An 18,103-nucleotide genomic window follows, 5' to 3' on the forward strand; every position below is an offset into this window, starting at 1 on the left:
CATAAGAATGCTATGTAATACCGGAATCGTGCTTTGAAATGAATGTTAGAAAAACTAACATAAATATTATTTATATAAATTTGACTGACGTATAGAGCTATTATACAATGTGATTATCAATAAGACAAGTTTCACAGGAGAAATGAGGAGGATGGATCAAAATGATGTCCTATGATGTGATCGTGATCGGCGCCGGCGTTGTCGGATCGGCCGTGGCGCGGGAATTATCCCGTTACCAGTTGAAGACTGCGGTGCTGGAGAAGGAGCTGGATGTGGCGTGCGGAAACAGCAGCCGCAATACCGGCATGCTCCACGCCGGATTTACTTATAAGCCGGGAAGCTTAAAGGCAGAGTGCGCCGTAGAGGGAAACCAGGAGTTTGACCAGGTGGCAAAGGAGCTTGGCGTGCCGTTTAAGCGTACCGGAAAGCTGGTAGTTGGTTTTACCGACCATGACCGGGAAAACATTTTAAAATACAAGGCCATTGGCGAGCAGAACGGTGTCCAGGGCATGCGCATGATCGACAAAGATGAGATCAACCGCATTGACCCGAATGCAGGCGGTGAGTTTGCCATGTATGTGCCGTCCTCCGGCATTCTGGATCCGATGCAGTACACCATCGGTCTTGCAGAGAATGCCTGCCAGAATGGCGTCAGATTCCACTTTGGACAGAAGGTGACCGGCATTACCCGGGACGAGGCGAAGGATGTCTGGGTAGTAAAGACGGAGCAGGATACCTTTGAGACAAAATGGGTCATCAACTGTGCCGGTATGTATGCATCGGAGATTTCCGAGATGCTTGGCTACCCGAACTACCCGGTAAAGGGCTTTAAGGGTGAGTACTATGTACTGGATAAAAAGGCTGGAAAATTCCTTTCCATCCCGGTTTATCCGGCTCCGAATGATAAGGGCGGCTTCTCCACCCATGCAACCCCGACTGTGGACGGCAATGTGCTGGTAGGACCGGATTCCTATGTAACAGAAGACCGCGAGGATTACGTTGTAACCAAGGAGCATATGGACGGTCTGTTCCGCGATGGCAGCAAGATGTTCAAGCAGATGAAGCGTGAGTACTTTATCCGGAATTTTGCAGGCATCCGCTGGAAACGCTATAATCCGGAAACCGGAGAAATCCTGGATTTCCTGTTAGAGTCCGATGGAGCGCATCCGCATACTGTAAACTTGGTCGGCATTGAGTCTCCGGGTGTGACCTGCGCCCTGCCGCTGGCACGCCGTGCTGTGGCATTATTAGTGAAAGAGGAACAGCCGCAGAAAAATGAAGGCTTTGATCCGGTGCGTCCGGTAAAGAAACGCTTCCATGAGATGAGCCATGAGGAGCAGATGGCGGCCATCAAAGAAAATCCGCTGTACGGTGAGGTGGTATGCCGCTGCGAGACCGTGACTAAGGCCGAGATTCTGGATGCGATCCGCAATCCGCTGGGCGTCTGTACCGTGACCGGCATCAAGAACCGTACCCGCGCCACCATGGGGCGCTGCCAGGGCGGCTACTGCGAGACCCGTATCACCGAGATGATCGAGCAGGAGAAGCACCTTGCACCGGAAGAGGTTCGGTACTCCAAACGGGATTCTTATATTTTCACAGGAAAGGTCAGGGACGTAAAATGAAAAATGTAGATGTTGTAATTATTGGCGGCGGCCCGGCCGGACTGGCGGCTGCGCTGGAGCTCTGGAAAAAGGGCATTCATGATATTCTGATCCTGGAGAGAGAAAAGGGACTGGGCGGAATCCTGCGCCAGTGCATCCATGATGGTTTTGGCCTGACCCGTTTTGGCGAGACCTTAAGCGGACCGGAGTATGCATCCCGCTTCGCAAAGCAGGTGAAAGAGCTGGGCATTCCGTATATGACCGATACCACCGTGCTGGAGCTGACACCGGATAAGCAGGTGTTTGCGGCATCCCCGGAGGGACTGTTAGAGATCCAGGCAAAGGCTGTGATCCTGGCTATGGGCTGCCGGGAGCGCACCCGCGGAGCTATCAGCACTCCGGGAACCCGGCCGGCCGGTGTGTACACTGCCGGTGTGGCTCAGGCTTATATCAATTTAAAGAACCGCATGCCGGGAAAGAATGTCGTGATCCTTGGATCCGGTGATATCGGCATGATCATGGCAAGACGTATGACCCTGGAGGGGGCGAAGGTACTGGGCGTGTTTGAGATTCAGCCATATGCCAGCGGACTGCCGCGAAATATTGAACAGTGCTTAAATGATTATCAGATTCCACTGCATTTAAGCCATTCCGTAACGGAGATCCGCGGCGTGGACCGTCTCGAGAGTGTAGTCATCTCCGAGGTGGATGACAGGCTGCAGCCGATCCCGGGAACTGAGAAGGAATATCCGTGTGACACCCTGATCCTTTCCGTGGGCCTGATCCCGGAAAATGAGCTGACCTGGATGGCCGGCGCAAAGCAGGATGATGGAACCAAGGGTGCGTCCGTAGATGAAAACTTCCAGACCACTGTTCCAGGCGTATTCGCGGCAGGAAACGTGCTTCACGTACATGATCTGGTAGACTTTGTTTCCATGGAGGCAGAGGAGCTGGCAGACGGAGCAGCCTGCTACATCAAAGAGGGAGCACTTCCGGATTGCGGCCTTGCCATTACGGGAGACAGTATGGTAGGACAGCTTACCCCGGCCCGCTTCAGCGGTACCGGAAATGTAACGGTGTCTTTCCGTATGAGAAAACCGGTGAGAAACTGCACCGTAGAGCTGTGGCAGGGTGACCATCTGGTAAAACAGAAGAAGTTTCCGAAGGCTCTCCCGGCAGAGATGATCCAGATCGCCTTAAAGCCGGAAGAACTGAATGAGAAGGATAACCTGGAGGTGAGAGTGGTATGTTAAGAACCTTTACCTGTATTATGTGCCCTCAGGGCTGTGAGATTACCGCGGAGGGCAGCGAAGCGCCGTATTCCATCACTGGAAACAAGTGCAAACGCGGCCATGAATATGTAGAGCAGGAACTGGTAAATCCGATGCGGAACATCGCAACCTCCATTCTGGTGGAGGGCGGTGAGATGCCGCTGGCCAGCGTCCGCTTAAGCGCGCCGATCCCGAAGGCTAAGATCTTTGACGTTATGAATGAGATCCGGAAAGTGAAACGCACCGCGCCGATTCATGAGGGCGAGGTCGTGATTGAAAATGTGCTGGGACTGGGAAGCAATGTCATTGTGACCAGAACGGTGGAAGCAGAGAAATAAAAGAGAAGTAATGTGTGAATAGACAGGTTGAAGAGGCTGTCCGGTTTGACACCCAGCTTCTGGAGGAGCCGGATATCGAAGGTGTCCGGTATCAGCAAGGGGAACTGTTTGGATATGAACTCAAGGAGTATCTGCTGGAGAAACATGGACATACCTGCCAATATTGCAACGGAAAGGCCGGCGACAGCGTACTGGAGTGGGAACATATCCGGCCAAAGAGCCGCGGCGGTTCCGACAGGCTGAAGAACGCAACGCTCGCATGCAGCAAATGCAACCAGGACAAGGATGACCGGACACTGGAAGAATGGCTCAAGGTCATCAAGGCGCGCATCACTCGCGAGACGAAAAAGAAACAGGAACTCGATCAGACACGCATGACATGCATACAAAACGTCATGGATGGGAAACCCGGGACAAAACCGCTCCGGTATGCCGCATGGGTTTCCGCGTCCAGGAAGTATATTGAGAGGCGCCTGTTCGAACAGTTTGAGACAGTGGAATGTTCCAGCGGAGGGAAAACGAAGTACAACCGTACAAAACTGGAACTCCCGAAAGACCATCACTACGATGCATTGTGTGTCGGCGAGGTACCGGAACAGGGATTCAAAGACCGTACAAACGGATACTGTCTGTACGCAAAAGCAACCGGCAGAGGAACAAGACTCCGGGGGAAACTCAATGCGTGCGGCATCATTGTCCATAAATGGATGAACCGAAGCAAAACGGCAGACGGATTCCAGACCGGTGATATCGTCGTGGCGGAGGTGCCGCACCGTGATAAAAAGCCGTTCAAATACGAAGGACGTTTTGTTGGACGGGTCATGGTCAGGACAACAGGGTCATTCGATATCAAGACGATCCATGGATCACTGGTCACAGTGAAGTCGCAATTCTGCAGATTGCTGCAAAATAATTCAGGATACCAATATACAATGGAGCGGGCGATTCCTCTCGGTCATTGAATGGCCGAGGATCCTCGCTTGGATGTCCTGAAAAATAAGTGAAGATTGCACTTTTTTTATAGGAAAGACCGCTTACGGCGTTTTCTTTAGCTGAAGCATGCCCGCTTTTATGTGGGCATTTTCTATGAAAGGAAATAGCTAGTACCAATTGAATAGTTATTGAGATACTTAACCAGTAATGATGGACATGTCGACAAATTCCGACGAATTATCGACAAATTCCGATGAATTATCATTGACAAAAATTTTACATAGGTATAGTCTTGTGTGAGAAATAATAACGCGTGCAAAAAATGCAGACAGGATCGTAGGAAACACATATGAGAAAGCATTTCAAACTGCCGAAATGGCACAGTCTTTCGCAAGCCAGAAGAGATATTGCGTGGCTGTTATGCTGTACCATTTTGGGAACACAAACAAATATCATACAAGCAAGCGCAGAAGTAGGATCGCTTTTAGGAAAGCAAATGAATGAGTGGTCCGACGGAGTGCGGTCGCATCGAGCAACAGATTCAAACTTGGATGATTCTGTTTTAACTGGTGCATATGAGGAGTGGAAAGCCACATCTTCCAATTTGGGGGGGGGTAGCACACATAAATCACATGCGACAGCATCGAATGCAACTGCTTCTGATGCAGTAAAAGCAACGGACTCAAATGCTACACTGCCGTTTGAAGCATATGCTATAGACGGTAGAATATGCATTTATAATTATGAACAGCTTTCAAAGATAGGAAGCGAAATCCAATATACAAATTCTGAGAATTCTATATCGACGGACGATATCATTGATGAAGAAATTTTAAATGAAGACTCTTTTGATGAGGACAATGAGGACGCGTACGAGGACGACATACAAGATTCGCTAGAAACTCGTAACACAAACAGATCAGATAAGAATGATCTGGGCTATACACTTTTTGCAGATTATTACATCATGAATGATATCAGCATTCCAGATGGAGAAACCTGGAATGTGCCGGAAGACTTTTCTGGATCAATTATTCCATATCTTGATGACGATGAAGATATGCGGGTATACGATGAAGAGACCGATACCATCTATCTTCATAATATCTATCAACTTTACCTTGTAAATTCTGAAAATTGTGAAAATGAATTGGTTATGACCGGAGACTATTCGGTGGATACCTTTGGCATGGGTCAGGTATATACACTGGAAGATGGCAGTCATTTAACCTATGGAAAGGAACACAATTATGTAATCGCATCAACCTTTGGGGTTGATACACAGGATGTATCATACTATCAGGCAGCATCCACGGATATGAGTGCGTATTATCCGGATGATAACTGGTATGATGGACGAAACTATTTTGGTCAGGTCGTAAAAACAATCAACGACGTAGATTACATCCTGATCGGAAATGAACAACAGCTTCGTGCGATTGGCACGGATAAAAATGTAACGGAGCCGATCTGGCAGGTTTACCAGACAAGAATAAATGGATTGCATAGCTGGGAAACATCTGCGGATGAAAATGGGGTTACTGCAACTTTGTATTATCCGGGTGATGCAGATCTGATTAAGTTCAATGATTCCATGGACTGGTCAGAAACGGAGTTATATGCAGATGATCCAGGCACGCATAAGCTTGGTGATCGGCAGCATCTGGATGGCCTTACCATTGCAGGTGCAAAAAAATGCTATTTATATGTCGGCAGCAAGCTGGAAGGTACAGAAACAGCTGCAGTGCCAGAAACAGATGATACACAGACGCAAAGCCTGAGTACGGATACGACAGATGATAATTCCAGTGACAATGGGTCAGATTCAGACGGCGAAACGGATAGTGGTGAGAATGAACCTGAACCGATTGTTGCAAGCGGAGCACCGGACGATATTAAAAAATACAAACTTACTTACGATACGACTGCAACAAAGAATATCAATATTTCTTCTCCAGGCGCAACAACGGTAAGCCAGTATAAGTACAGTGATGATGCCAACTACATCATTTTCCGGGATATTGATCTTTCCAGTGAGAACTGGACACCGATCGAAAACTTCCAGGGTAACATGGAAGGCCGTCTTGGAATGGAAGATGACAAAAACGTTACCATCAGCAATATCACAATCAAACAAAGTGAAAACTTACAACAGACAGATAAAAAATCTGAGTACGGAATTGGATTTTTCCGAAGTATCAGTACACCGTATAGTGCTAATCTGACATTTTCGGAAACACCGATCACAGTCAAAAATCTGACTTTATCAAATATGTCTGTTACTACGACGGCAACGAAAGTACATCGAGATTTTTCGTTGGTTGGAAGTTTATTGACAGTCGCTCTGAAATTACTTCGGGTAGACAGTGGCTTAAGTACAGATCCGAAATCTTTTACAACAGGTGGGTTTGCCGGCACTATAGAAGGCAATGTTCAGATTTCTGATTGCAACATTGAGAAGTTAGATGGTATTTCTAATGTAAACGACTGGACTGGAGGATTTGTCGGTTACGCTTCTGGTATGACGCGTTATGAAAAAATTATTGCTTATTTAGGTATGTCGGTTGATACGTTAGCGAAGATATTAAATTTACTTCCGTTTCTTGGACTCGGTGATCTTTTAACGGTTCTTTTAAATGGAGGCCTTTTAAAAATTGACAGCTTGATTCCGATCGGCTATGTCAATCCGGTCTTTACCAATTGCAGTGTTTCTTATAGCGGTAACGGAACAGTCGAAGGTAAACAATACACTGGCGGATTTGCCGGTGAGACAATCGGAACCGTTATCAAAAACTGTATGGTAACGGATGCAGACACTGTATCTGGAACGAATTATTCCGGTGGATTTATTGGACGATCCGCCAATGCAGTGATTGCCGGAGTGTTGAAAAATCTCGGCATTGACGTGATGGGAAATTTCCCGGTGAATACAATCCTGCTGAACTGCAAAGTGGACGGGATTACCCAGGTAAAAGCAGAACCGACAGGTACGGAAAGCGGCTATGCAGGCGGCTTTGTCGGAGCCATGAGCAACAGCTATGCGGTTGACTGTAGTCTATCCGGACTTGGAAGCGTGGAAGGCAAGGACTATGTCGGCGGATTTACTGGAAAAGCAGATCTTGGTGATGTAGCAGATATTAACGCAAACCAAGACCTTCTTGATGTTGTAAAGAAGCTATTAACTGCGATTTTATCTGGATCAACAGATGCTCAGTTACTAAGTCTGGTCGGTTTACGCCCGTCCGTAATTACAGGCTGCGAAGTATCCGGAGATTCCATCAACGTAAAGGCATCCGGAACATATGCCGGCGGATTGGTCGGATATGCCGGTGCAGTACAGATTTCAGATACCGTAGAACTTGCGGATGACAGTAAGGCAACTTCCAAGAATCTAAGTCGTATGCTGACGAAGACCGGACTGGAGTATGAACTGTTCGATCATAAAAATACCGTTACGGCTGCTTCTAAAATGACGGTAACAGCCGCTATAAATGCTGGCGGGCTGCTTGGAAAAGCAACAATGACCAGTGCGACAGCTGTTTTAAATGGCACAGTCGGAGCAGCCGATTACATGCGGTTTGAATTAAAGGATGTCACACTGGACGGCGGAACCCATGGTTTGACGGTAAAAGCAGAAAATGAAACGGAAAGCTATGCAGGCGGAGCCATTGGACATGGAATGGGGGGCGAAGTCCGGAATGTATCGGTAGAGCATCTTCTTTCTTCCCGGGCGGTAAGCGCTGCGGGTGGATTTGCCGGATATTTCGGAAGTGGAAAACTTGCGGATATCGGAGGCGTGAACTTGCTTGGAGCCAACCTGGTAAAGATCGATGGACTTCTTTCCGTAGGAGCCATGATCGAGACATTCACCAGAAACTGCAGTGTGGCAGGTGTGGATACCGGATTTACGGTTTCCACGACAGCAAAAGACGGTATGAGCGGCGGATTTATTGGCGAGTGCATCAGCGGACGAACCGGAACCTCTTCAGTGACAAACTTGAAAGCGGTAACAGCTTCCATGGAAGAAGGAAAAGCCGGTGGATTTATCGGTTATGCAAAAGCCGGTGATGCATTGGCAAGTGCAGGTACTTCGGTAAAAGCTTTAAGCGCAGTAGAGATTACGAACCTGCTTGGTGTTGTCAGCGCGTTAAGACCGGAATTGAATCAGACAAAACTTATCTATGTAGCGAATGGCAGCGAAAATACACAGGTACAGGCCGATATGGCTGGGGGATTCATTGGTGACGGAGAAGCTGTTGATATTAACTATGGAAGCAATCATCCGTCAACCTCAAAGAATTCTGACACGACGGAGTCTGATGAAAACAGTTCTGACAGCGCTTTGGATGCCGATATGGCAGATACAAAGAACACAACTGTCATTACAGGTCTTTCCAGCGTGGAAGGAGTTACTTATGCCGGAGGATTTGCCGGAAGACTGATTCCAGGTGATGTGGCACAGACGGGATCGGTGAAGCTACTTGGTTTGCTGAACATTTCACAGTTATTAAGTGTTATGGATGTAGCATATCCGAGGATCTCAGAATCTTCGCTTGTTGGAAATAACCTGACCGTTACGGCGGATGGAAAAGACGGGATTTTAACCGTTGGTGATGCCGGAGGCTATATCGGATACGGAAAAGCGATCATGATCGAAAATTCCGATGTAACGAACGTCTCAGCAGTAACTGGTGCGTATCATGCCGGAGGTTACATCGGCTTGATGCGGTCCGGAAGTGCCGTGGATGCGAGAGATGATACCGGAGCACTATTAAACAGCGTGCTTGGTAAGATTCTCGATCTGAATGACGTTGCAGGTGTTCTGCAGGCGGCTTCCGGAAAAATCTTAAATTCCAAAGTTTCCGGATCGGAAGATGGACTGATTGTCAAACAGGCGGTAAGAACCGGAAATTCAGAAACGGACGCAGAAGGATATGCCGGCGGCTACATCGGAGAGATGCAGAGCGGTGATATCAATAATCAGGCGAATGCCGCTGATGGAGAAAAAGGAACTGCGGTAGAAAACTTAAGAGAAGTAAGCGGTCTTCGCTATGCCGGAGGATTTGGCGGACTGGTAAAGGCCGGATCTGTGGCGGAAGTTGCAGACAACGCTTCCCTGCTTGGAAAAGTGGCAGATATCACAGGACTTTTAACACTCTTAAATGCATTTGTCCCAGTGATCGAACATGCAAGTGTTCGATCAAGTGGATTCACGGTTACGGTGACAGGAACCTTGCAAAACGATGATACGAATGATACTGATGCCGGAAGCTCCGGAGGATTTATCGGATGCGGCAAAGGCGTACAGATCCGTTCATCGGATGTCAATAAGCTGAAGAATACAAGGGTTTACGAACCGAAGGATCTTCAGACAACGGACGGAAGTGGCTATTTTGATGCAGCCAGTGTGTATTCCGTATATGGTTATCGCAATGCGGGCGGATATATCGGAAAAGCGGATATGGGAAGTACGGCATCCGTTGGCGGTATCAATGTATTAAAGAAAGTGTTGAACCTTTCCAACATTGCATCCGCGCTCAGTGTGATCACATCGATCATTGAGCATTCGGATGTATACGGAGCAACCGGAGGCTTTAATGTTTTGGCTTCGGATACCCGGACCCAGACGGGAACTGTCGGAAAAGCCGGAGGATATGCTGGACATCTGCTTGGAACACAGATCCAGGACAGCAACTCGTACAACTTCTACCACATCATCGGACGGGAAAGCGCCGGAGGATATGCAGGAACCATGGAACCGGGAAGCGCAGCCAACGTGGTTGGCGGAGCAAGTCTTCTTGGAGGATTGGTAAATGTCAGCAGTGATGTACTGACCGTTTTACAGTCCTTTGTTCCGGCTGTACGCAACAGCGAAACGACCTGTATCCCATGTGGCGGTGTTGTAAGAGCAGATGCAAAAGGAAGCGATGGAATTCTTCGCGGTCTTGCAGGTGGCTATGCAGGATACAACTACGGCGGTCAGATTTCCGGAGAAAACGGGAAAAAATGGCGAGGGACAGAATACACCGGAACCCAGAGAGACTGTGCTGCTGTCCGGATCCGTTCCGTTTACGGTACGGAATACGGCGGCGGTTATACCGGACTCATGCGGTGTGCGAACGTGGCAGATACAGGAAGCTTAAGCGTTCTATATGGAGTCATCAAGTTAAACAATCCATTAAGTGTCCTTCAGGCGGTTTATCCGACAGAAGAACATACAGCCGTTTACGGACCGCTTCGTGGACTCGATGTGGATACCTGGAACAGCTGGGTAACTCATGTTGGTTCTTACGGAAGCTACGGAAATGAGATGCATGAACTTGGTCCGGTGCAGGATCAGGAAACATTAGACGGATATATCCGTAAATACGCATATGGTTATACAGTAACAGCTGGAAGAAACGAAGCGTCTGCCGCAGTGGACGAAGGCGGAGTTGCCGGAGGTTATGTAGGACGTATGGAAGGCGGCACGATCACAAGTGCCCATGCGATGGACCTTATGGATACGGAAGCCTTCCGGAGTGCCGGAGGTTTTGCGGGTGAGATGATCACCGGATCCGTAGCCAATACAAGCGGTATCGATCTTGGAAAGATTGAACTGGTCGGAACGGAAAGTCTGTCAGCATTGCAGACATTCGTACCGGTCATCAAGCAGTCTGATGTGGCAGGATATCAGTCCGGAGCTGTTGTAAAATCCACCGGAGTCAGTGAAAACAATCCGGCCGGTTATGCCGGAGGCTACGTTGGACGGATGATCGGCGGTCAGATCTGGGGCGATGCGGAAACTTCCTGCAGGATCAGCAAGCTGAGGGAAGTGGACGGAACGTCCTACATTGGAGGCTTTGCCGGAAAGGTAGATCCGGGAAGTGCGGTTGCACTGGATACGGCAACCAGCCAGGGACTTTTGAATGGTATTCTTCATAAGCCGCATCTCTTAAATGCTCCGGCTAATCTGGTACAGGTATTAAGCGCAACAGTATCGACGATCCGTTATGCGGATGTGGAATCCTGGGATGACTGGGGAATTATCGTAAACGGTATCTATCTGGATCAGACAAAAGCAAACACCTCTTATGCGAAAGCAGCCGGAGGATTTGCCGGAAGTATCTCGGGAGCTGTGCTTGGCGAAAAGAATACGGAAGAAGCCGGAATCCATGCGGAAGGGATCCGTACCGTAACAGGCGGGGAATATGCCGGAGGATGCTTTGGTATTGCCGATGTCTCTGCGGTTGCTGATATTTCAAAGAACGGAGAAACGGATCTTTTAGGACAGGTTCTTCAAATTGGAAGTGTCAATGTTCTGGACGCATTCCGGACCTACGTTTATGACGGAATTGTCAGTGGAAGCAAAGATGCAGGTCTGACGGTTTCTGCAAATACAGCGGTGAAATCCGGACAGAACGATGAAGTTACTTATAGCGGAAATGCCGGAGGTTTTGGCGGAAGCCTGATGAATGGCTCTGTAAAAAACAGCAGTGTTACCGGACTAAGAAGTGTCACGGCCATGAACAGTGCCGGAGGCTTTGTCGGATACAGCGGAAAGAGCGGTGTTGTTGGAGCTGACAAATTTAATGTACTGGGAAGCAGTGTAACGCAGCTTCTTGGCGGTTCTTTAGGAGTCCTGGATGTGTTTGGCTCCCACATTGAAAAGAGCAGCGTAACAGGCATTCCGGAAGGTTATACGGTACTGAGCAGAAACGGCGAGGAGCCAATCGCCGGAGGATTTATCGGCTATGCAAACCTTGCGAAGGTCATCGACAGTACGGCTGGAGATCCGGATACGGAATCCTATGGATTAAAACAGGTCGCAAGCGGACAGATTGCCGGAGGATTTGCTGGCCGGACAAGCTTTAAATACCTGGCTGACGTTCAGTTAGATTCCACAGCGCTCAATGTTGTTCTGAAACTATTGAATACCCTGATCAAAGCACTGTATCTGGATAATCTTCAGGATCTGCAGTTACTCAATATCGATCTTGGAATCATTACGGTTCAGGCGCTGTATGATGGAAATCTGCTTCATGTCAATCTTTTGGGACTCGATATTTCTGTCGGTCTTTCCAAAAAGACAGACGAAAATAAACAGAAGACAGACCTGGCGATCATTACGATCGGAGATTCCACCATTGAACTTCCATGTACGGATGAAGGAATCAGTGGGGATGACAGTACCCAGAACATCAACATTGCGCTGATCAAGGCAAACCGGACCAAGATCCAGGACTGTGCGGTATACGGGATCCGGGATGGATATGACGTGTACGGCGGCGGTGCCGGAAATACAGAAGATGGTGCCGGAAACGACGGACTCAGCGGCGGTTTCATCGGATACAATGATGAGGGTCTGCTGAAAGGCAACAATATGTATCGCTGTGATACGATCCGCGGTACGGAAAACAAAGTGGGACCGTTTACCGGAGTCAGTGATTTAAACAGTGTTTACGCATTCAATACAAAGAAGAACATCGAGGGAGATGCAAACCGTTACCGGATTTACCGGAAGCTGTCGGATGCATTTGGAAACGGATCGACTGAGATTGAGGGTACAAACGGAAGCCGTCTGGATGTGGCAGGTGAATTCCAGAAGGCAAATGGCAGGGACCAGTACAACATCTATACCATCCTACATATGAACACGGTGGAAGCGTATGATGATCTGGAAAATGCAAGTCTGAAAGAAGCGGGTAATTCCGCAAGTGGCAGTCTGGACGCCTACGTATCCAATGCAAAAGCGGTGCTGATGGATGATGTCCCGACAGAAACATCATCGGCCGGCATCACTCCGCCTCCGTCCCAGATGCAGGATCCGTGTGATGAGTTTTTGCATATCACAGTCAATAAGGTATGGCAGGATCTGTATAATATCGAGCATCTGAGACCGAATTCCATTACCCTGACACTTTGGAGAAAGTGGACGGATGGAAATGGAGTCGAACAGACGGAAGCCGTACAGGGATACGATCCGTTTGTCTGGACACCGGATGATTCTTCAGACAGCACCTGGCAGACGGTGTGGAACGACCTGCCAGCATATAAGTCGGAAACCATTACGGCGGAAGATGGAACAGAAACGACAAACACTTATTACTACACTTACTATATTACAGAGGCAGAAATATCCGATTACCTCACAAAGATCGCATATGGTGACGGCGATGAATTTACCGTCACGATCACGAACAGTCATCTCCGTGTACTGCCGGATACAGGCGGATACGGACCTTATATAAATTTCATGTTTGGTATGGCAATCCTGGTCATCGTGCACAGGACAGGCAGATCCGGCAGGAAACGGGAGGAGGATGGCGAATGATGAGAAAGGGGGACGGGTATTTCCGGCTGCAGGCACGGCCACCGGATACAGAAAAGCGTGCAGAATGAAAAAGAAATCATAATTGAAAAGCGAAAGCGGAAAAGAGGACGCAACATGAAAATGAAAAAGTGGATCTCAAGAGTTATGGCATTTGCGCTGGCCATGATGATGGTATTGGGAATGAACATGAGCGCACTGGCAGCATCAAACTTGAATATCAGTGGAACGAAGGCAAACGGAAAGGTAGAAGCCTTCAAGCTGTTTAATAGAACGGAATCAACTGTTAATGAAAAGAAAGTAGTCGCATATACCTTAAATGATAGGTATGCAGGATATTTTACTCAGACCGGTAAAGTCGGAGACGGCAAAACAGGTGACGCTTTATCAGCTGCAGCATACGAATATGTATCTGGATTAAGCAGTGCTGAAAAAGCAACAGACTTATCACAGTTTGCTGCTGATATGTGGAAATGGCTTGCAAGTCAGTCTGGTATGACAGCAGATGCAACGGTTGATGCAACAGCAGGTACAACCACTCTTTCTCTGGATGCTGGTTATTATCTGGTATTCCCTGCAGGTGCAAGCGTGCTGAAAGATGCAGCAAAGTCCCCAGCTATGTTATTGGATGTAGATGGTACTTCTACTGTAAACGCCGACTTAAAAAGTGAATATCCGACGGTAAAGAAAACAGTAAAAACAACTGCAGATGGTACTGACGGAGCTGCCGGAACGGTAAAACCTGGCGATACGATCACCTATACCATTACTTCCAAGGTACCGGATGTCAGCGGTTACAACAAAGGTTATGTATTTAAGATTAACGATACTTTATCTGCAGGATTAACCTTTAAGGAACTGACAAGTGTAAAGATCGACGATAGTGATCTGGGTGAAACAAACTATACATTAACAAAGACAGCTGAGGAGAATGCACAGAAATTAACCCTGGAATTAAAAAATATGGCAACAGGAACAGATGGTTCCATGACTCCGAATATTGAAGTTTATCCGGTTGGTGCAACCATTACGGTTACCTACACTGCAACTGTAAATGAGAAGGCTGTTACTGGCATCAATCCAAATACCAATAAGGCAAGTGTTACATACAGCAATGATCCGAGCACGAATGGAACCGGTACTTCTGAGGAAGTACATGCAGATGTTTATACCTTTGCATTTGATATTTACAAATATACATTAACAAATGATCAGCAGGCGGATGCAGAAGGCAATAGAACCGCATTAGCTGGCGCACAGTTCAAATTGTATGCAGCAAATGGCGATGCAAAGGGCGACGAAATCAGTCTGGTCGATGAAACGAAGGGAGTTTACCGTCAGGCAAAGGATGATAAAGAGGATAAAGTTGAGTATATTACAACAGGCGATACTGGAATTGTAACTATAAAAGGTTTAAAAGATGGCACTTACTATCTGACCGAGACAAAAGCTCCGGATGGATTTAACAAGCTGGTTGGCGACATCAAAGTAGAAATCAATAACTTAACATATGCCGCTGATGATGCAACGAAACTGGAACGTTTCGATGTCGTTTATACAATGCCGGGTGAAACAAGCACAACCGTTACGGTAACTACTGATGGCAAAGCACAAATTCCGGTACGAAACAATGCTGGTACCGTGCTTCCGTCCACTGGTGGTAATGGCGGTATCGTATTTACCATCGTTGGCGTTGCAATCATCGGTGTTATGATGGTAAGCAGCCTTGTAAGCAAAAAGCGTAAAAACGCAAAATAATCCGTTCGTCTGCTGATGATGGATTTTCATTCCGGGAGGGAGATTTGTTCCCTCCTGGAATATCAAAATAAGTACGACAACAGAGAGAAGGTAATGAAATGAACAAAGTGGTTGGAAAAATAATCAGAACATGCGGATATTTGATTGGCTTCTCTGTATTGCTGTACCCGACCGTCAGCAAATATGTCAATACACTGCACGGAACAAGTGTGGTAAGTGATTACCAGCAACAGGTTTCACATACAACGGAAGATATGGAAAAACAGATGCTGGAGGATGCCCGTGCCTACAATAAACGACTGATCGGTGCATCCGCAGATGATCCGTTTGCGAGTGGAATTAAAAAGGAAAATGAAGAATATGAAACTCTCTTAAACCCAAGAGGGGACGGAATGATGGGATACATTGAGATTCCGAAGATCAAAGCACTGCTTCCAATTTATCATGGTACGACGGAAGAGGTTCTGCAGTCCGGAGTTGGTCATCTGGAAAGCACGTCACTTCCGGTTGGCGGGGAAAGTACGCATGCGGTGCTGTCCGGACACAGGGGATTAACGACGGCAAGACTGTTTACGGATCTGGACCAGATGGAAGAGGGCGATGTATTTTACATTAAAGTCCTGCATGAGACGCTTGCTTATCAGGTGGATCAGATCCTGACGGTACTTCCAAGCGAAACGGAAGCTCTTGCAGTAACAAAAGGAGCTGACCAGGTAACGCTTGTGACCTGTACACCATATATGATTAATACACACCGTCTGCTGGTACGCGGAGAACGGATCCCTTATGAGGAAGCCGTTGAAGTTGCAGAAGAACTGGAAATCAAGCCACAGATGCCTTTGACACAGAAACTGCTGATCATGGGTCTGGCTGCCGTATTCCTGATCTGGGTAGTTGTGACGATCATACGAATTGTTCGTTGGTTCCGCAGCCGGAAGAAATCGGAGGAGAATGATGAAGAGTAAGAGCTGGAAAGAAAAAATATGGATTTGTGGAATGTTCCTTCTCGCTTTGGCAGAACTCTGTTTTGGTGCGGTATTTCCGGTTTATGCAGACGATGCTCATCAGCATGGCAAAATCCAGATCGATGTCATCGTTGATGATGATAAAGGACATGAAGTCGGGATTAAAGATGTGGATTTTTTACTCTATTATGTGGCAGCTTGGGAAAACAATGACTGGATGCTGACACTGGATTTTGCAGATTTTAAGGGAAAGCTGGATTTCACGGATGCAAAATCTCAGGAAAAAACTGCAAAAGATCTTTATGAGTATGTTGTGGAAAAGAAGTTTCTGGAAAAGGAAGGAAGCAGCAACTGCGATGGAGTCATTGTGTTTGACGGTTTGGATCCGGGTATATATCTAATGATTCAGAGAGCCGATTTTGTGTATGGAGGATATACATATAGCAGCGCACCTGCAGTAATAAAAATTCCGTCGCATATTGGCGATAAGGACTACATGAACGTGGAACTGGAACCGAAGTTTACCAGAAGCAGTGAATCACGCGGTGATAAACCGACAGCTCCAGAAGAAACGAATCCATCTGAGACAAAACCGGATCGTCCTTCCAGTGGACATCATTCTTCTGATGGCAGCACAAAACCGCACACGACACCGGAGAGTTCCAGACCAGACATTCCGACGGAAAGTACATCAAGTACGGAAAGCGCCCCATCTGATCCGGAAGAAACGTTGCCAGATATTCCAACGGAATCTTCAGAACCTTCTACGGAAACACCGAAAACAGGAGATGATTCCCCTATCGGGGTCTATGTTGTCGTGATGGAGGTATCCCTGCTTGTCATCATCGGCTTGGTTATCCTGATTAAAAAACGGGAAAAGGACGAGAAGCATGAGGAAAAATAGAGGACTAATCGGACTTTTAATCATTTTTATAATTATATTTTTAGGCGCTCTTGCGATGACCGTAAGGGCGCTCTTGCCGTATTTGGAGGCTGGAAGAGAATACAAGAAATTGGAAAAATTTTATGTGCAGGAAGTACCAGAAAAACAACAAAATGAGGAAGCTGAGAGCAATCAGGCACAGGAGATCTGCCCAATTGCGATAAATTGGAAAGAACTGAAAGAAATGAATCCGGATATTGTAGGATGGATCTACGGAGAAGATACAAAAATCAATTATCCGGTTGTGCAGGGAAAGGACAATACCTTTTATCTAACCCACATGGCAGACCGGTCAAAGAATAGTTCCGGTTCCATTTTCATGGACTGCCGGAATACGGAGCGGTCGGAGTTTTCCAATGAAATCCTTTACGGACATCATATGAAAAATGGTTCCATGTTTGCGGAACTTCAGAAATACAAAAGCCAGGAATATTATGAAGCACACAGTTGTTTCTATTATTTGACGGAAACAGGGAATTACCGCTTGGAAATTCTGCGTGCGGGCATTATAACAGGGGATTCAGAGCTTTATCATCTGGCGTTTGAATCACAAGAGGAACGGGAAGCGTATGTAAAACGGTGGGACGGGAAGAGCAAGATTGTACCAGTATTTTCGGAAAAGAATGATACTCCGCTTATGACGCTGTCTACCTGTTCCTATGAAACGAAAAATGCAAGGTTTGTTGTGCAGGGGCAGTTGATTAGAATGGACTAAAAGATAGTTTTAGGTTTTGGAACCCTATCTCCCGGAAAATGACAGATATTTTCAGGGTGGATAATGATTACAATACTAATATTATTAGCCATAAAAAATATATTATAATTTTGGTTGTTATCTTAACGGTTCGTATTTTGTATAGTAGATGCTCCAACTCTGATGACGTGAAATTTGCACTTATCTTCGGTTTCCCTGATGATGAATGATAGATCCTGAATCAGATCCTGATAAGTATGATTAGATATTCCTTGCATATAGTAGGC

9 protein-coding genes are annotated in these 18,103 nt (G+C 47.0%); all 9 read left to right on the top strand.

Annotated features, from left to right (window positions below; translation table 11 throughout):
- Nucleotides 1-161: 161 nt before the first annotated feature.
- The 9 genes from DW819_RS11915 (at nucleotide 162) to srtB (ending at nucleotide 17,837) form a co-directional block, all read left to right on the top strand.
- Entirely contained in the window at nucleotides 162-1,625 is a 1,464-nt protein-coding gene (locus tag DW819_RS11915) for an NAD(P)/FAD-dependent oxidoreductase (RefSeq protein WP_118733475.1), read from the top strand.
- A complete protein-coding gene (locus DW819_RS11920; protein WP_118733476.1) occupies nucleotides 1,622-2,857 on the top strand; it encodes an FAD-dependent oxidoreductase in 1,236 nt (411 codons plus the stop codon). Before DW819_RS11915 ends, DW819_RS11920 begins: the two co-directional genes overlap by 4 nt.
- Nucleotides 2,851-3,213: a DUF1667 domain-containing protein gene (locus tag DW819_RS11925; protein ID WP_118733477.1), complete on the top strand. Its 363-nt coding sequence runs from the start codon at nucleotides 2,851-2,853 to the stop codon at nucleotides 3,211-3,213. Before DW819_RS11920 ends, DW819_RS11925 begins: the two co-directional genes overlap by 7 nt.
- A gap of 14 nt (nucleotides 3,214-3,227) precedes the next feature.
- Nucleotides 3,228-4,175: an HNH endonuclease gene (locus tag DW819_RS11930; protein WP_118733478.1), complete on the top strand. Its 948-nt coding sequence runs from the start codon at nucleotides 3,228-3,230 to the stop codon at nucleotides 4,173-4,175.
- 938 nt (nucleotides 4,176-5,113) lie between these two features.
- Entirely contained in the window at nucleotides 5,114-13,459 is an 8,346-nt protein-coding gene (locus DW819_RS11935; RefSeq protein WP_243025828.1) for a Cna B-type domain-containing protein, read from the top strand.
- Between the two features lie 114 nt (nucleotides 13,460-13,573).
- Nucleotides 13,574-15,214 (top strand): SpaH/EbpB family LPXTG-anchored major pilin, encoded by a 1,641-nt coding sequence (locus DW819_RS11940; RefSeq protein WP_118733480.1) that lies wholly within the window; start codon nucleotides 13,574-13,576, stop codon nucleotides 15,212-15,214.
- Between the two features lie 98 nt (nucleotides 15,215-15,312).
- Entirely contained in the window at nucleotides 15,313-16,179 is an 867-nt protein-coding gene (locus tag DW819_RS11945) for a class C sortase (protein WP_118733481.1), read from the top strand.
- Entirely contained in the window at nucleotides 16,166-17,083 is a 918-nt protein-coding gene (locus DW819_RS11950; protein WP_118733482.1) for an LPXTG cell wall anchor domain-containing protein, read from the top strand. The genes DW819_RS11945 and DW819_RS11950 overlap by 14 nt, the downstream gene beginning before the upstream one ends.
- Nucleotides 17,070-17,837 carry a class B sortase gene (gene srtB / locus DW819_RS11955; RefSeq protein ID WP_118733483.1) on the top strand — a complete coding sequence of 256 codons (768 nt, stop codon included), beginning with the start codon at nucleotides 17,070-17,072 and terminating at the stop codon, nucleotides 17,835-17,837. The genes DW819_RS11950 and srtB overlap by 14 nt, the downstream gene beginning before the upstream one ends.
- Nucleotides 17,838-18,103: the final 266 nt, after the last annotated feature.

Origin of the sequence: Clostridium sp. AM33-3 (assembly GCF_003480315.1) — a bacterium.
Taxonomy (GTDB): domain Bacteria; phylum Bacillota; class Clostridia; order Lachnospirales; family Lachnospiraceae; genus Brotaphodocola.